Genomic DNA, 15,562 nt, shown 5'->3' with positions numbered 1-15,562 from the left:
GGCTGCGGGCCGGCGGTGGGCAGGTCCCGGCCGAGCCGGGCGAGCAGCAGACCGGTCGCCACGCCCGCGGTCACCGCGGAGTCCGCGGCGTGCGGCGGCTCCCCGGAGGCGCGTGGCGGCGGCATCCGGCACACCCGGGTCAGCAGTGTCTCCAGCACCGGCGCCGGCAGCCCGGGCAGCAGGTCCCGGACGCGCCCGTCCAGCTCCCCGCGCAACCGGCCGAGGTCGTTGGCGCGCGGCGGATGCCCCAGCAGCTCACCGGCCAGCTCGCGGAGCAGCGGCGGCGTCAGCGCCGCCATCCCCAGCCCCACGTCGGCCGGGGCGCGGCGCAGCTCGGTACGCAACCGCTCCCGGTCGCCGGCACGCACCCCGCGGACCACCCGGCGCAGCAACTCCTGGGAGTCGTCCAGCCGCTCGTCGGGCTCGTCGGCGCCGCCGTCGCGGCCCCCGGTCAGTTCCGCCACCCGCACCGACCACCAGCGGCGCAGCCGGACCTGCTCGGCGGGCTCCGGCGCGACCGCGGTCGGCCCTTCCGCGGGAGGCGTGTCGTGGCGTGGTTCGCGCGGCTGCGAACGGGGTGCCGGTGCGCCGTCCGCGCTCAGCCCGATCGCGGTCAGATACGCCGACAGCTGCTCCTGCGCCACCCGCAGCGCGTAGTTGGCGCTCTCGGCGTGCTCGGTGGCGGCGGAGAGTTCCGGCACGCCCATCGGGTTGGCCGACTCCTGCCGGACCCAGCGCAGCCGCTCGGCCGCCAGGCCGAACTTCTCCAGCGCCTGGCCGATCAGGGCCACCGGAAACTCCTCGGTGGCGGCACGGACCTGCCCACCGACGTCCTCGATGATGGACACGGCGGCCTACAGGGTGGCGACGTAGAGCTGCGCCTGCTCCACCGCGACCAGTGTCGCGGCGAGACACTCCTCCAGCTCCTGGCTGGCCTGCGTCAGCGACGCCTGGGCCGCCTCCACCGTCTCGTGTCCGCTGCCCTCCAGCGCGCCGGCCAGGGTCTGCTGCGCCTCGGACAGCTTCTCGCCGGCCGCCTGCACGGCTGTCTGCCCGTCCCCGATCTGTTGGAGGGCGACATCGATGGCAGCCTTCAGCTCGGCGACGCTCGCCACGGCGGAACCTCCTGGGGGCGGGGAGATCTCCATTAGAGCCTATCGGCGACCGTGGGAGAACATCCGCCCTGTCGGTGTTCCTGCCCGGCTGTCCGATTGAGCGCCGGAAGTGCCGGGAGTCCGTTCTGTGGGAGTCCCAGTGTGAGCGCTTCTCAGTTTGTGGCGCGCGCGTCGCGCAGCCACCGTGGCCCGTACACCTCGGCGCCCAGGGCGGTGACGCGGTCGCGCAGCTCCCGGTCGGCGGTGACCACCAGCCGGCGGCGCTGCGGCGCCGCCTCCACCAGGTCGACCACCGCGTCGTCCCCGGAACCGGCGGCGGAGACCACCCGGACGCCCGCGGTGCCCGGCACGTCCCGCGCCGCGCCCTCGACCACCAGCACCACCTCGACCGGGGCGGGCAGCCGGGCCGGCAGCCCGGTGCTGGCCACCGGCGCCAGGGAGTCACGCAGCCGGGCGGCGGCCCCGGCCCGGTCCCGCCACCAGCCGTTCGGGCGGGAGCCCACCACGTTGGCGCCGTCCACGATCAGCAGCGGGGTCTCATCCATGGCGCCAGCCTGCCACCCCCGGCCGGCGCCGTCCCGCTGCCACTCCCGGAACGCCCGTCCGCCGCCGGTGCGGCGTTTGTCGGGGCGAGCGCCGGGTAGCCCCTGGCGACCGTGCCGCGCCCGACTGCGGAGGAGACATGATGGGACCCGGTGACTTCGGCTCCGACCCGTGGGATGAGTTCCTGGCCCGGTACTTCGGCCGGGGTGAGGGAGGACGCCGACCTGCGCACCGGGTCGACATCACCCGGCTGATGACGGCCGACGCCCGGGAGATGCTCGCCGACGCGGCCCGGCGGGCCGCGCAACGGCAGAGCAGCGACCTGGACACCGACCATCTGCTCTGGGCGGCGCTGCAACGTGAGCCCCTGCGCGACCTCGTCCGCCGGGCCGGCGCCGACCCGGACACCCTGCTCAACGCGCTCGGAGGCCGGGGCGACGGCGCGCCGCGCGGGGAGGTGCCGCCCAACCTGTCGTTGACCCCGGCGGCCAAGCGCGCGCTGCTCGACGCCCACCAGTTGTCCCGGGCGATGGGCGCCAACTACATCGGTCCCGAGCACATCCTGATGGCGCTGCCGCTCAACCCGGAGTCGCCGGCCGGGCGGATGCTCGCCGCCGGCCGGATCCAGCCGGAGTCGTTGCAGGCCGCCAACGCCGAGCGTGGGCCGATGAACGGCCCGAAGCCGGACCGCGGCACCCCGACCCTGGACCAGTACGGGCAGGACCTCACCGACCTGGCCCGCGCCGACCAGATCGACCCGGTGATCGGGCGCGCCGACGAGATCGAGCAGGCCGTGGAGATCCTCTCCCGTCGGACCAAGAACAACCCGGTGCTGATCGGTGAGGCCGGCGTCGGCAAGACCGCGATCGTCGAGGGCCTGGCCGAGCGGATCTGCGACGGCGACGTGCCGCAGACCCTGCTCGGCAAGCGAGTGGTCCAGCTGGACCTGGCCGGTCTGGTCGCCGGCACCCGCTACCGGGGCGACTTCGAGGAACGCCTCAAGAAGGTGATCGACGAGATCCGGGCGCACCGGGACGAGCTGATCATCTTCATGGACGAGATCCACACGCTGGTCGGGGCCGGTGGCGCGGGCAGCGAGGGCGGGATGGACGCGTCCAACATGCTCAAACCCGCGTTGGCCCGTGGCGAGCTGCGGGTGATCGGCGCGACCACGCTCGACGAGTACCGCAAGAGCATCGAGAAGGACGCCGCGCTGGCCCGGCGCTTCCAGCCGGTGCTGGTGCCCGAGCCGAGCGTCGACGACACCATCGCCATCCTGCGCGGGCTGCGCGACCGGTACGAGGCGCACCACCAGGTGCGCTTCACCGACGAGGCGCTGGTCGCCGCCGCCGAGCTCTCCGACCGGTACGTCACCGACCGGTTCCTGCCCGACAAGGCCATCGACCTCATCGACCAGGCCGGCGCCCGGGTCCGGCTGCGCACCCGCACCCCCGCCTCCGACGTGCGGGAGCTGGAGCAGCAGCTCGACGAGGTACGCCGGGACAAGGAACAGGCCGTCTCCGACGAGCAGTACGAGCGGGCCTCGACGTTGCGCGACCGGATCGCCGAGCTGGAGGAGCAGGTCCGCCGCGCCAACGGCGACGACGGCTTCTCCTCCCAGGTGCCCGAGGTGGGCCCGCAGGAGATCGCCGAGGTGGTCTCGCGGGCCACCGGCATCCCCGTCAGCCAGCTCACCGAGGAGGAACGCGACCGGCTGCTGCGCCTGGAGGGGCACCTGCACGAAAAGGTGGTCGGCCAGGACGACGCCGTCACCGCGGTCGCCGAGGCGGTCCGCCGCTCCCGTGCCGGGCTCGCCGATCCGGAGCGGCCGATGGGCAGTTTCCTCTTCCTCGGCCCGACCGGCGTCGGCAAGACCGAGCTGGCCCGCGCCCTGGCCGAGGCGTTGTTCGGCGAGGCGGACCGGATGGTCCGGGTGGACATGAGCGAGTTCCAGGAGCGGCACACGGTCAGCCGGCTCGTCGGCGCCCCACCCGGGTACGTCGGCTACGAGGAGGCCGGCCAGCTCACCGAGGCCGTACGCCGCCGACCGTACGCGGTGGTGCTGCTCGACGAGATCGAGAAGGCCCACCCCGACGTGTTCAACATCCTGCTCCAGGTGCTCGACGACGGGCGGCTGACCGACAGTCAGGGCCGTACGGTGAACTTCAAGAACACCGTACTGATCATGACGAGCAACCTCGGCTCCGAGCTGATCACCGGCGCCCAACGCTCGGTCGGGTTCGGCACCGGGGACGTGGGCAGCGAGCAGGAGAGCAACGAGCTGCGCGAGCGGCTCATGCGCCGCCTCCAGGAGAACTTCCGCCCGGAGTTCCTCAACCGCATCGACGAGGTCATCATCTTCCGCCGGCTGGAGGCCGAGCAGCTGCGCCAGATCACCGGCCTGCTGCTGGAGGAGACCCGCCGCCGGCTGCACGCCCAGGACATCCAGGTGGAGTTCACCACCGCCGGCGTCGACTGGCTCGCCGAGCACGGCTACCAGCCGGAGTTCGGCGCCCGCCCGCTGCGCCGGGTGATCCAGCGGGAGGTGGACAACCACCTGTCCCGGATGCTGCTGGAGTCGGCGATCTCGCCCGGGCAGAAGGTCACCGTGGACGCCCGTGAGGGCCAGCTCACCTTCGACGTGACCGCGGGCGAGCGGGGGTACACCGCCGCCACGACCACGCACCCGCGATGAGCGGGGCGGCGCGACGACCGGAACCCGAGGAACCGCACGAGCCCGTGGAGGGCGCGGAACCCCGCGACGAGGACGACCATCCCGACCCGATCCTGGCGCCGCCGACCGCGAACCCCAGGAGGACACGGGTGCCGCCCGAGGGTCTGCACCCGAAGACCGACCAGGACGACCCGGAGACGTCCGGGCCGCCGCCCGGAGAGGAGACCTGATGGTACGCGAGGCTCGGCTCGACCCCGAGGTGGAAGTGCTCTGGGAGGACTTCCACGCCGAGGTCAACGTCCCGTCGGCGCAACTGCGCAGCTGGCTGCTGACCCGGGGTTCGGGGGAGGAGTCGTTCGGGTCGAATCCGACCCTCGACCTTCCCCAGCCGGGCCGGGAGATCCTCAAGGTGCTGACCAAGCGCAAGGTCGACCTCACCCCGGAGGACATCGAGGTGATGCGGGACGCGGTCGACCGGATCCGGGAGCTGATGGACGCCAAGCCGCCGCGCGGCAACGCCGACGACGAGTGGCGGCACTCGCTGCTCGACCTGGGCCACGATCCCCTCGTCGAGCGCTGAGCGAGGCACGTCGACGGTGCCGTCCCCGGGGGACGGCACCGTCGCATCGAGTTACTGGCCCTGGTCGGATTCCATGCTGCCGATGGTCAGCCCGACCCCGTCCGCGGCAGCGTCCCGCTCGCCGCGGGTCCGTTCCTCCCGGGTGAGCAGATTGGCGTACTCGGCGACGTCGGCCGGGCCGGGCACCTCCGGCAGCCGGCGCAGGAACGCCTCCATCTCGCGGGTGGCGGCGGTGTGTGCGGCGGCGGCCTGGCTGAGCAGCTCCCGGTCGCCGGTGGTCGGGTAGAGATCGGTCATGTCCGCCAGATACCCGGCCGACGGCGGTTCGCACCGCCATCGGCCCGGCATTACCGGGTCACACCCCGCTGGGCTGGCGCACGCCGAACCCGGGGTTGCGCAGCAGCCAGGCCAGGTAGCCGGGATGGGGGACCAGCGAGTCGGTGTACGCCGCCTTGGCCGTCTCCAGCACCAGCTCGGCCCCCTGCGCGGCGGGGGAGTCCGGGTGCCAGCCCAGCAGCAGCCGCCAGCGCAGCGGTATCCCGGCCAGCCGCCGGGTCACCAGCCCCGCCACCGGGCGGAACGTCGCCTGGCAGAGCGCCACGGCCTCGCCGGCGTCCACCAGGTCGACGCAGCCGCGCACGTCGGTCTCGTACACCTTGCGAGGGGTGAAGCCGGCGCGGGCGCAGGCGGCGGCGAAGCAGTCGCCGAAGCAGCCGTCGCCCGGCGCGGCCACCCACTGCTCGTGACGCAGGTCCGTCAGGCGCACCTCGTCGCGTTCCGCGAGGGGGTGGGTCTCCGGCAGCAGCACCAGCACCGGGTCGACGGCCACCTCCCGCCAGCTCAGCCCGAACTCGGCCGAGGGTACGGCGTCGCCGCACACCCCGGTGAGCGCGAAGTCCAGCCGGCCGCCGGCGACCAGCTGCGCCAACTCGTCCACCGACCAGGAGGCGTAGGTGGTGATCTGTGCCGGCGGTTGCTCGGCGGCCAGCCGGTGCACCAACCGCCCCAGGATGGGGCTGTTCACCCCGCCGAACCGGTACCACCGGGGCACCTCGCCGGCGCCGGCCAGTCGGGCGGCCTCGTCCTGCAGGCCCTTCATCGCCGGCAGCAGCACGCGGGCCCGGGCCAGCACCAGCTCACCGAGTGCGGTGGGCCGCGCGCCGCGCCGGTCCCGGTCGAACAGTGGCCCGCCCAGTGTCCGTTCGATCCGCTGGAGCTGGGCGGTGAGCGCCGGCTGGGCCAGGCCGAGCGCCGACGCCGCCTTGGTCACGCTCCCCGTCTCCGCGATCGCGCAGACCACCCGCAGGTGTCGCAGCTCCAGGTTCATACGGTGACGGTAGGACCACGTCGCAGCCGGCGGAAGAGTCCGGACGGATCGGTGAGATTGAATGCATAGCCGGTGTCGCCGCTCCTCAACCGCGAGGTGGCTCCGGCAGGTCCGCCAGGTACGTGGGCCGGCGGGTCACCGCGTCGAGGACCTTGTCCACCACGCCCACCGCCGGCTCGACGATCCGGTTCCACGGCGGGGTGGCCGGGGTGCCCGGGTGCGGCCGGGTCGGCGCCGCCTCCTCGGCGATCTCCAGCCGGTTGCCCAACCGGATCAGCTCCTCCTCGGAGGCCACCGCGCGCAGCTCGGCGACGAGAGCACCCACGCCGTCGACGTGCCGGCGGACCCGCACGACGACGTCGGTCAGCGTCTCGTCGGTCAGTCCCTTCAGGGCGGCCAGCAGCGCGGCGTCGGCGTCGATCTCGGCGTCCACCCGCTCGGCGGCGGCCGGCAGCGCGGCCCGTACCGCCGGGAGCAGGTACTGCTCCTCCGCGGAGAGGTGCCGCGACAGCGCGGCGGTGAGCACGGGCAGCCCCTCCTGCGGCGTGGCCTCCGGCCCGTCCAACTGGGTCAGCAACTCCAGCAGCTGCTGGTGCTCCCGGTCCACGATGTCGGCGATGCTGCGCCCGCCGGGCCGGTAGCCCTCCTCGGGCGTGGGCGGCAGTGGCGGCAGGGGAACGGCGGACATGGTGCCCTCCTCGACTGGCGGGCGGAAGCGCCGGCAGGGTCGTGCGGTCGTCGGCGGCGGTACCCGATCCCGCGTCCGCCGAAACAGTCACCGGGATCCGCCGCCCTGAATGCCCGGTCCGCGGTGCCGGTGCACGGGCCCGCCGGCCCGCCGGTGCGCCCGCCCGCCGGCACGGTCGGGCTGGTATGAAGAGGCGATGACGAGCGACGCCGCCTCACCCCGACCGGACCTCACCGCGGAGGTCGTGGACCTCTGCCGCGACCTGCTGCGTATCGACACCACCAACACCGGCGACAACGACACCAGCGTCGGCGAGCGCCGCGCGGCCGAGTACGTGGCGGAGAAGCTCGCCGAGGTCGGCGTCGAGTCCGTGCTGCACGAGTCCGCGCCGGGTCGGGCGAACGTGGTGGCCCGCATCCCCGGCACCGACCCGAGCAGGGGAGCCCTGCTGGTGCACGGGCACCTGGACGTGGTGCCCGCCGACGCCGACGAGTGGTCGGTGCACCCGTTCTCCGGCGAGGTGCGCGACGGCTACCTGTGGGGTCGCGGCGCCATCGACATGAAGGACTTCGACGCGATGGTGCTCGCCGTGGTGCGGCACTGGCAGCGCACCGGCGTACGGCCACCGCGCGACATCGTGCTTGCCTACACCGCCGACGAGGAGGCGGGCGGCGACTACGGCGCGCACTTCCTCGTCAACCGCCACCGGGAGCTCTTCGACGGCTGCACCGAGGCCATCGGTGAGGTCGGCGGCTTCTCCTACTCGATCAACGACAGTCAGCGGCTCTACCTCATCGAGACCGCCGAGAAGGGCCTGGACTGGCTGCGGCTGCACGCCAAGGGCCGCCCCGGGCACGGCTCGATGGTGCACGACGACAACGCCGTCACCGCGCTCGCCGAGGCGGTGGCGCGGGTCGGGCGGCACCGCTTCCCGGTGGTCGTCACCGACACCGTGCGGGCGTTCCTGGAGGAGGTCTCCGACGTGCTCGGCGTCGAGCTGGACCCGGAGGACCCGGAGGCGGCGATCGCCAAGCTCGGCCCGATCGCCAACATCATCGGCGCGACCATCCGCAACACGGCCAACCCGACCCGCCTGAACGCCGGCTACAAGGACAACGTCATCCCCGGCCGGGCCTCCGCCACCATCGACTGCCGCAGCCTGCCCGGCCAGTCGGAGCTGCTGGAGCGGCAGCTGCGCGAGCTGGTCGGCCCGGACATCGCCATCGAGTACATCCAGCGGCAGCCGGCCCTGGAGACCACCTTCGACGGCGACCTGGTCGAGGCCATGTCCGCGGCCCTGCGAGCCGAGGACCCGGGAGCACGGCCGGTTCCGTACATGCTCTCCGGTGGTACGGACGCGAAGGCGTTCTCGCAGCTCGGCATCCGCTGTTTCGGTTTCGCGCCCTTGCAACTGCCCGCCGACCTGAACTTCTCCGCGTTGTTCCACGGCATCGACGAGCGGGTTCCGGTGGACGGACTACAGTTCGGCGTGCGGGTGCTCGACCGGTTCCTCCGCACCTGCTAGCCGCGTCCGGCAGCTGCAGCCGACGCGCAACCTCCCCATCGTGAAGGGACTGCCCCACATGACCGACCAGCACGGTGAGCTGGACGCCGCTCTCGAGCGGGTGATCGAAGCGGCCCGCCACCACCTGGCCGCCGTACGCGCCGCGCAGGGCCGCGTCGACGACGACGACGTCTGGCAGGCGTACGTGGCGTTGAACAACGCGTCCTACGCCTACGACGAGCAGCTGCTCGACGCCTTCGGTGAGGTGACGCCGTGGGACGTCGACTCGATCGACCCGGACGAGGCCGACGAGCGCTTCGGCGGCGCCGAGGGGGCCGAGGCCAGCGACCCGCACCCGCGGGTGATCTCGGTACGCCAGCGCCGCGACTACCGGGTGCCGAGCGTGTCCGCGCTGCTGCGGGTGGCCGAGGTCGCCCGCCGCGAGGGCACCCCGGAAGACGACGAGCCGGCACCCGTGGAGGGGGTCGGCGAGGCGGTGCTGGAGCTGCTGCAGAGCGGCGACGGCTCGCTCGGCGCGCTGGACGTCCCCGAGCTGGAGCCGCTCGACGGGGTGGTGATGGTCAGCGAGGTGGGCACCCCGGTCGACCTGGAGTCGTTCGACGACGACGACCCGGCCGGCCCGTTCCAGCCGGCGGCCGACGACCGGCTGGTCGGCCGGCTCGACGAGCACCCGTTCCTGGAGCTCGACGACGACCACGACCACGCCGGGCACCAGCACTAGCGACGACGACGCCCGGGGCCGATCGAGTGCCGATCGGGCCCGGGCGCGTGCCGTCGGCCGGCCGGTCGCCGGCTCGGTCCGGTGGCCCTCAGTACGACAGGCCCGGCTGCGGGTGGTTGACCCGCCGCCGGCGTAGCACCACCTGCCGGGTGCCGTCCCGGAACAACCGCACCCGGGCCAACTCCCATCCGGAGAACTCCGCCTGGATCGCCAGCTGCGCCGCGGCGGTCAACCGGTCGACGTTCGGCGGCAACCGCAGCGGCGCGTATTCGTAGTCCATGCCATCCATGCTGCCCAGCCCAGCGGCCGTTCGCCACCCCCTGCGGGGTGACCGGCACCGCTCCCGTGGGCGGTTCGTGTCGCCCTGGGCGCCGCCGCGTGGTCTCCGCTCCGTACGGGGCGCTATCCGGTCGGGGCGTTGACCCTGAGCAGCTCGGCGAGCGCCGGCGCGGCCGGGGTGACCGCCCCGGCGCTGCCCGCGTTCACCGCCAGCCCCCAGGACTCGTCCGGCCAGTCCTTTAGCAGTTCGGCGCAGGGCAGCGCGACGAACGGCACACCGTCCCCGGCGGACGCGGCGAGGGCCTGGGGGGAGGTGAAGACCGGCAGCAGCGGCGCGCCGGTCGCGCGGCGCCCGGGTGATCGCCGGGGACTGGGCGACGAACCTGCCGTGGAACGTGCCGAACTCGGTGGTGCACGGCGTCACCTGGGGGACCGTCGCGCTCACCACCGGCCTCTCCGTCCCCGGCAGTGAGCAGGTCGGCGACCAGATCGACCAGGCGGTGCAGGGCGGCGCCGACTGGGTCGACCAGAATGTCTTCGGGCAGCCGCCCACGGGCCAGCCGGCGGGCCGCTAGGCCGGTCGAGGAGGTGACGCGTGACGTCAGGGGAGCGGGGTCGGCTCGGCCGGTTCACCGACGCGGTGCTCGGTGGCGCGCGAGCCGCCCGCGACAAGGCCCGCGAGCTGCGCGACGAGTTCCGCACCAGCGACGAACCCGAGCGGGCCCTCGTCGCGCCGCTGCTGCCCGACCAGGAGGTCCGCTACGTCGGGTTGGCGCCGGTGCGGGCGCACGAGCTGCATCGGGTGGGCAGCCAGTTCGCCGACACCATGGGCGAGGCGGTTGCCGAGTCGCTGGAGCCCCGCGCGCTGTTCGGGCTGCTCAACATCGTCAATCCGGTGGTCTGGGTGGACGCCGTGCTGGCACCGGTGCGGATCGCCGCGGGTGTCCTGCTGCTCCCCGGCAAGGCCGCCGCGCTGGCGGGCGGGGTCGCCGACACGGCCGAGGAGGAGATCGGCCTGCCGGCGCCACGCCAGGGCGCCGAGCCCCGACAGCCGCTGCCGTTGACCCCGGAGCAGGAGGCATTCCGGGCGCTGTTCCGGTTGAGCCAGTTCCGGCCGCTGGCCGACCAGCTCGCCGAGATCGCCTACCGCCGGCGGTACGTCTTCAGCGGCGACCTGGCCACTCTCGCCGGCAGCCTGCTGCTCTTCCTGGAGCGCTACACCGGCACGCCGCTGGCGGTGACCGACACGCACCTGCACCTGCTGCGGATGGGCCGCCGCCCGGACGAGGGGCGGCCGGACCGCCGGCAGCCCCGGGTGCTGTGGAGCGTGGACCTGCGCCGGGTGACCCGCATCGACTGCGACCACGGCACCGCCCGGCTGATGCAGTTCCCGGCCACCATCGGCTTCGACGACGGGTCGTGGATCCGGATCGTCAACCCGGCGACCCGCGACGACCAGGCGCGTTTCCTCGCCGCCGTCCGCGACGTTCCGGGCCAGCGGCCGCAGATCTGAGCCGGGCCGGGGTGGCCGCTAGCTGTCGCGCTCCGGGTAGCCGACCGGCACCGACGAGACATCGTCCAGGGCGGTGGTGATCTCCTCGGGCAGCGTGATCCGCTCGACCTGGAGCGCACCGAGCAGTTGCCCGACCGTCCGCGCGCCGAGGATCGGCGCGGTCACTCCCGGCCGGTCGCGGATCCAGGCCAGCGCCACCTCCAGCGGCGACACGCCCAGCCCGCCGGCGGCCGTCGCCACCGCCTCGACGATGCTGGAGCAGCGCGGCTCCAGATACGTGGCGACGAACCGCTCGAAGTGCGGCGAGGCGGCCCGGGAGTCGGCCGGCCGCCCGTGCCGGTACTTGCCGGTGAGCACCCCCCGACCCAGCGGCGACCAGGGCAGCACGCCGAGGCCGAGCGCGTCGCACGCGGGCAGCACCTCCCGCTCCACGCCCCGCTCCAGCAGCGAGTACTCCACCTGGGCGGCGACCACCGGCGCCCGACCCGGCCACGCGGTCTGCCAGGCGGCGGCCCGCGCGGTCTGCCAGCCGGAGAAGTTCGACACCCCGACGTAGCGGACCTTGCCGCTGGACACCGCGTGGTCCAACGCCGCCAGGGTCTCCTCCAGCGGGGTGTCCGGGTCGTACCCGTGCACCTGGAACAGGTCGACGTGGTCGGTGCCGAGCCGGCGCAGCGACGCGTCCAGCGTGCGCAGCAGGTGCCCCCGGGAGCCGTCGCGGCGCCGGCCACTGCCCGGGCGCAGCCCCGCCTTCGTGGCGATCAGCAGGTCGTCGCGGGGAACGAGCGTGCCCAGCAGGGAGCCGATCACCGACTCGGCGTCCCCGTCGCCGTACACGTCGGCGGTGTCGATCAGGTTGCCACCCGCGTCCAGGTAACTCTTCAGCTGGGCGGCCGCATCGTCGGCGTCGGTGTCCCGGCCCCAGGTCATGGTGCCGAGCGCGAGCCGCGAAACCGCCAGCCCGCTTCGGCCGAGCGGTCGCTGTTGCATGGGTGAACCTTATTTCGAACCTGCCGCCACCGATATCCTCGCTCCCGTCATCTCTGCCGGTTCTGCCGGTTCCGCCGTCGCCGGGTACCGCAACGGACGGGGGATCATTGGTGCCGAGCCGGTGATCGAGGCAGTTATCGGCATTGCGTAACCTGGTGCGACCTGTGCCACGGATGGGGGAGGACCAGTGCGACTCGGGCTCAGCCTCGGATACCAGACGGCGTGGAGCACGCCAGCAGACCACCTGGCGCTGGCCCAGGAAGCGGACCGGCTCGGCTACTCGGTGGTGTGGGCTGCGGAGGCCTACGGCTCCGACTCGCCCAGCATGCTCGCCTGGATGGCCGGCCAGACCGAACGGATCGACGTGGGCGCCGCGGTGATGCAGATCCCCGCCCGTACGCCGGCCGCCACCGCGATGACGGCGGCCACCATCGACGCGCTGTCCGGCGGCCGGTTCCGGCTCGGCCTGGGCGTCTCCGGCCCGCAGGTCTCCGAGGGCTGGCACGGGGTGCGTTTTGCCAAGCCGCTCGCGCGGACCCGGGAGTTCGTGGACATCGTCAAGCTGGCCATCGCCCGCAAGGAGGTGGCGTACGACGGCGAGCACTACACACTGCCGCTGCCGGACGGGCCCGGCAAGGCGCTGCGGCTGGGCTTCCACCCACCCCGCGAGCACATCCCGATCTACCTCGCCGCGGTCGGCCCGAAGAACCTGGAGCTGGCCGGCGAGATCGCCGACGGCTGGCTGGCCGTGTTCTACGCCCCGGAGTTCGCCGACGAGCAGCTCGCGTCGGTCAGTGCCGGACGGGCCAAGGTCGGCAAGGAACTGGCCGGCTTCGACGTGGTGCCCTCGGTGCCGGTGGTCATCGGCGACGACGTCGCGTCCTGCGCCGAACTGGTCCGCTGGTACGCCGCGCTCTACGTCGGCGGGATGGGCAGCCGGCAGCAGAACTTCTACAACCAGCTCGCCACCCGGATGGGCTACGGCGACGCCGCCCGCGAGGTGCAGGACCTGTACCTGGCCAAGCGGCAGCGCGACGCCGCCGCCGCGGTGCCGATGGAGTTCATCGACCGCACCTCGCTGCTCGGCCCGAAGGAGCGCATCGCCGAGCGGATGCGGGAGTACGCCGCCGCGGGCGTCACCACGCTGTCGGTGAGCCTGTTCGTGGCCGACCGGGACAGCGGCGTGCAGACCCTGCGTACCGTCGCCGAGGCGCTGGACCTCTCGGGAGTCGGCGAGTGACCTGGGTCGAGGCCATCGTCCTGGGCATCGTCCAGGGCCTGACGGAGTTCCTACCGGTCAGCTCGTCGGGGCATCTGCGGATCACCTCGGCGATCTTCTTCGACCGTGACGCCGGCGCGTCGTTCACGGCGGTCACCCAGCTCGGCACCGAGGCGGCCGTGCTGATCTACTTCGCCAAGGACATCTGGCGCATCACCCGGACGTGGCTGGTCGGGATCAGGGACAAGTCGGTCCGCTCCAGCCTCGACTACCGCATGGGCTGGTACGTGATCGTCGGCTCGATCCCGATCGGGCTGTTCGGTTTCGTGTTCAAGGACCAGATCAAGACCGCCGGGCGCAACCTGTGGGTGGTGGCGACCACCCTGATCGTGTTCGCGTTCGTGCTGGCGTTCGCAGAGTACTGGGGGCGGCAGACCCGCACCCTGGAGAACTTCCGGATGAAGGACGGCGTCGTCATGGGCTTCGCCCAGGCGATGGCGCTGATTCCCGGGGTGTCCCGCTCCGGGGGCACGCTGACGGCGGGGTTGCTGCTCAACCTGACCCGGGAGGCGGCGGCGCGGTACTCGTTCCTGCTGGCCATTCCGGCGGTGGTGATGTCCGGTGTGTTCAGCCTCGGGGACGTCTTCGAGCCGTCCGCCCCGGGCACGTCCGTGCCGTCCGTGGCCCAGATGATCGTGGCGACGGTGATCGCCTTCGGTATCGGTTACGCGGCCATCGCCTGGCTGCTGCGCTACGTCGCCCACCACACCCTGTACGTCTTCGTGCTGTACCGGGTCGCGCTGGGCACCCTGGTCCTCGCCCTGCTGATGACGGGCGCCATCGAGGCCACCTGATCCGGCCGATCCGTCGACCGCCCGCACCACCACATGCCGCTGGCCGGCACCCGTGTCGGGTGCCGGCCAGCGGTCAGGTTGCTCTCTGTGGGTCAGCTGTTCCAGTGCTGGGCGACGAGGTCGGTGGCCTGCTGCTCCCACTGGGCGTAGGCGTCCGGGTAGGCCGACACCTGCACGGTCTGCGCGGCGTCGGTCAGTGGCATGTCCTGCCACCCGTCGACCTGCTTCAAACCCTTCAGGAACGCGGTGGTCGAGTAGTCGGGGTCGGTGATCTGCTCCGGGGTGCCCCAACCCGAGCTCGGTCGCTGCTGGAACAGGCCCAGCGAGTCGTGGTCATTGCGGTCGCCGAGGTGGCCCAGGTTCTCCAGCTTCGACTCCTGCAGGCTCGTCGCGATCGAGATGACCGCGGCCCGCTCCGGCAGGCCCGCCTTCTTCGTCGCGGCGATGATCGCCTTCACGTTGGCGGTCTGCTCGTCGTTCAGGTCGATCCGGGACTGCTCGCCCTGCGGGCTCGGCTTGGCGGTCTGCACGGCAACCGCGACCGGCTTGCCCTCAACCGGGGCGTTGGCGTGGGCGGCGATGGGACCGGCGAACACACCACCGGCGAACGCGAGACCAGCAACGGACAGCATGCTCTTACGGATGATCGTGTTCATGGGGGTAGCTCCTTCACGGGGGTAGACACCCGCAGCCGCTCGGGGGAACGACACGCGGGTGCAAGCACCTCGTCCGGCGCTTCTCAAACACGGGGGAAAAGTCATTTCGGCGGCTCACGGGCGGGGGGCTCGTGGCGCCGGGTCTGTGTGTAACGACCGCCGGGCCGGGGTCATTCCGGGGGTGGCCCGTCCGCTGGCACCCTGTGGTGCGGTGCTGGTGCGGTCGTTCAGGGGATGTGTAACGACCGCCGGGCCGCGGTCATTCCGGGGGTGGCCCGTCCGCTGGCACCGTGTCGTGCGGTGCTGGTGCGGTCGTTCAGGGGATCTGTAACGATCGGCTGTGGCCTGGCATTCCAACCCGGGGGTCGGGGCGGCGGGCCGTGGTGCTGCGATCGTCAGGGTATGTAACCACCCCCGGCCGGCCCCCATTCCGGCGCGCGGATGCACCGGGTCACAGGTCAACGCGACATGAACCGGACAACAGGCACCGTCGGAATCGGGTCGCCCGACCGTTCCGGCGTCACAGCGGCTCCCTGCGGTGGTGATCGACTCGGTATCCCTGACATCGGGGCATCCTGACCCCGGGGACACCGCGACATCACCGACACCGAGTCGATCACCCCAGAGGGGTCAGCGGGGCAGGTCCCGACACGACCGGCGATACCTCACAGGCATATATATGCCTCACAGGTATCACCGCCATGACAGCGACCGCCTCCCGGTGCGGCCTGACCATCCGAGCGCAGGTGTCAGGACGGACGGGGACCACCGACGAAGCACGGAGGTGCCGCGTCTCGGCGCGTACGCCAGGACGGGTAGTGCGGGGTGAGCTTGCCGCGCCGGGACGGACGGCGATCACCGACGGGGTGGGGCCCGCC

General features: G+C 72.8%; 18 protein-coding genes and 1 pseudogene. 9 read left to right on the top strand and 10 right to left on the bottom strand.

The window, feature by feature from the left end; genetic code table 11:
• The 3 genes from ACTWLT_RS31310 to ACTWLT_RS31300 all read right to left on the bottom strand — a co-directional run.
• Nucleotides 1-848: hypothetical protein (locus ACTWLT_RS31310; protein WP_445321460.1), on the bottom strand; the 848-nt coding region annotated here is incomplete at its 3' end.
• 6 nt (nt 849-854) lie between these two features.
• A complete protein-coding gene (locus ACTWLT_RS31305; RefSeq protein ID WP_130400840.1) occupies nt 855-1,115 on the bottom strand; it encodes a hypothetical protein in 261 nt (86 codons plus the stop codon).
• Nucleotides 1,116-1,267: 152 nt separating this feature from the next.
• Nucleotides 1,268-1,660 carry a PIN domain-containing protein gene (locus tag ACTWLT_RS31300; RefSeq protein WP_445321459.1) on the bottom strand — a complete coding sequence of 131 codons (393 nt, stop codon included), beginning with the start codon at nt 1,658-1,660 and terminating at the stop codon, nt 1,268-1,270.
• A 137-nt stretch (nt 1,661-1,797) separates the two neighbouring features.
• Between ACTWLT_RS31300 and ACTWLT_RS31295 the strand changes: the two genes are divergently transcribed.
• The 3 genes from ACTWLT_RS31295 to ACTWLT_RS31285 are packed head-to-tail and all read left to right on the top strand — an operon-like array spanning nt 1,798 to nt 4,912.
• A complete protein-coding gene (locus ACTWLT_RS31295; RefSeq protein ID WP_445321458.1) occupies nt 1,798-4,353 on the top strand; it encodes an ATP-dependent Clp protease ATP-binding subunit in 2,556 nt (851 codons plus the stop codon).
• Nucleotides 4,354-4,397: 44 nt separating this feature from the next.
• The gene (locus ACTWLT_RS31290; protein ID WP_252414810.1) at nt 4,398-4,562 is read left to right on the top strand and encodes a hypothetical protein; all 165 of its coding nucleotides are present in this window, start codon (nt 4,398-4,400) and stop codon (nt 4,560-4,562) included.
• Entirely contained in the window at nt 4,562-4,912 is a 351-nt protein-coding gene (locus tag ACTWLT_RS31285) for a DUF3140 domain-containing protein (RefSeq protein ID WP_252414808.1), read from the top strand. Before ACTWLT_RS31290 ends, ACTWLT_RS31285 begins: the two co-directional genes overlap by 1 nt.
• Nucleotides 4,913-4,963: 51 nt before the next feature.
• Here the strand turns inward: ACTWLT_RS31285 and ACTWLT_RS31280 are convergent, their stop codons facing one another.
• From ACTWLT_RS31280 to ACTWLT_RS31270, 3 genes are all read right to left on the bottom strand, one after another.
• A complete protein-coding gene (locus tag ACTWLT_RS31280; RefSeq protein WP_252414806.1) occupies nt 4,964-5,209 on the bottom strand; it encodes a hypothetical protein in 246 nt (81 codons plus the stop codon).
• 58 nt (nt 5,210-5,267) lie between these two features.
• Complete coding sequence (locus ACTWLT_RS31275) at nt 5,268-6,239, bottom strand: LysR family transcriptional regulator (RefSeq protein WP_445321457.1); 972 nt, start codon at nt 6,237-6,239, stop codon at nt 5,268-5,270.
• Nucleotides 6,240-6,324: 85 nt separating this feature from the next.
• Nucleotides 6,325-6,927 carry a hemerythrin domain-containing protein gene (locus ACTWLT_RS31270; protein ID WP_445321456.1) on the bottom strand — a complete coding sequence of 201 codons (603 nt, stop codon included), beginning with the start codon at nt 6,925-6,927 and terminating at the stop codon, nt 6,325-6,327.
• 196 nt (nt 6,928-7,123) lie between these two features.
• Here ACTWLT_RS31270 and ACTWLT_RS31265 point away from each other — a divergent pair, with 196 nt between their 5' ends.
• Both ACTWLT_RS31265 and ACTWLT_RS31260 read left to right on the top strand, forming a co-directional pair.
• A complete protein-coding gene (locus ACTWLT_RS31265) occupies nt 7,124-8,452 on the top strand; it encodes a M20/M25/M40 family metallo-hydrolase (protein ID WP_445321455.1) in 1,329 nt (442 codons plus the stop codon).
• Nucleotides 8,453-8,510: 58 nt separating this feature from the next.
• The gene (locus ACTWLT_RS31260; RefSeq protein ID WP_252415073.1) at nt 8,511-9,173 is read left to right on the top strand and encodes a hypothetical protein; all 663 of its coding nucleotides are present in this window, start codon (nt 8,511-8,513) and stop codon (nt 9,171-9,173) included.
• 88 nt (nt 9,174-9,261) lie between these two features.
• Here the strand turns inward: ACTWLT_RS31260 and ACTWLT_RS31255 are convergent, their stop codons facing one another.
• On the bottom strand, nt 9,262-9,453 hold the full coding sequence (locus tag ACTWLT_RS31255; RefSeq protein WP_252414786.1) for a DUF5703 family protein: 192 nt from the start codon (nt 9,451-9,453) through the stop codon (nt 9,262-9,264).
• Between the two features lie 122 nt (nt 9,454-9,575).
• Nucleotides 9,576-9,788, bottom strand: a pseudogene (locus tag ACTWLT_RS31250) (SseB family protein); the annotation flags it as partial.
• 20 nt (nt 9,789-9,808) lie between these two features.
• Between ACTWLT_RS31250 and ACTWLT_RS31245 the strand changes: the two are divergent.
• On the top strand, nt 9,809-10,027 hold the full coding sequence (locus ACTWLT_RS31245; RefSeq protein ID WP_445321454.1) for a hypothetical protein: 219 nt from the start codon (nt 9,809-9,811) through the stop codon (nt 10,025-10,027).
• A 20-nt stretch (nt 10,028-10,047) separates the two neighbouring features.
• Nucleotides 10,048-10,965, top strand: coding sequence for a hypothetical protein (locus ACTWLT_RS31240; protein ID WP_445321453.1), 918 nt, complete (start codon nt 10,048-10,050; stop codon nt 10,963-10,965).
• A gap of 18 nt (nt 10,966-10,983) precedes the next feature.
• Here ACTWLT_RS31240 and ACTWLT_RS31235 read toward each other — a convergent pair whose 3' ends face one another.
• Nucleotides 10,984-11,955, bottom strand: a complete 972-nt coding sequence (locus ACTWLT_RS31235) for an aldo/keto reductase (RefSeq protein ID WP_252414778.1) — start codon at nt 11,953-11,955, stop codon at nt 10,984-10,986.
• Nucleotides 11,956-12,142: 187 nt separating this feature from the next.
• Between ACTWLT_RS31235 and ACTWLT_RS31230 the strand changes: the two genes are divergently transcribed.
• Complete coding sequence (locus ACTWLT_RS31230) at nt 12,143-13,195, top strand: LLM class F420-dependent oxidoreductase (protein ID WP_445321452.1); 1,053 nt, start codon at nt 12,143-12,145, stop codon at nt 13,193-13,195.
• On the top strand, nt 13,192-14,028 hold the full coding sequence (locus tag ACTWLT_RS31225; protein ID WP_445321451.1) for an undecaprenyl-diphosphate phosphatase: 837 nt from the start codon (nt 13,192-13,194) through the stop codon (nt 14,026-14,028). Before ACTWLT_RS31230 ends, ACTWLT_RS31225 begins: the two co-directional genes overlap by 4 nt.
• 92 nt (nt 14,029-14,120) lie before the next feature.
• Here the strand turns inward: ACTWLT_RS31225 and ACTWLT_RS31220 are convergent, their stop codons facing one another.
• The gene (locus ACTWLT_RS31220) at nt 14,121-14,684 is read right to left on the bottom strand and encodes a hypothetical protein (RefSeq protein WP_445321450.1); all 564 of its coding nucleotides are present in this window, start codon (nt 14,682-14,684) and stop codon (nt 14,121-14,123) included.
• Between the last annotated feature and the right edge of the window lie 878 nt (nt 14,685-15,562).

It is taken from the genome of Micromonospora yongxingensis (assembly GCF_052601155.1).
Note: the sequence above shows the minus strand (reverse complement) of the source record. Positions and strands in the feature narration are given on the sequence as shown.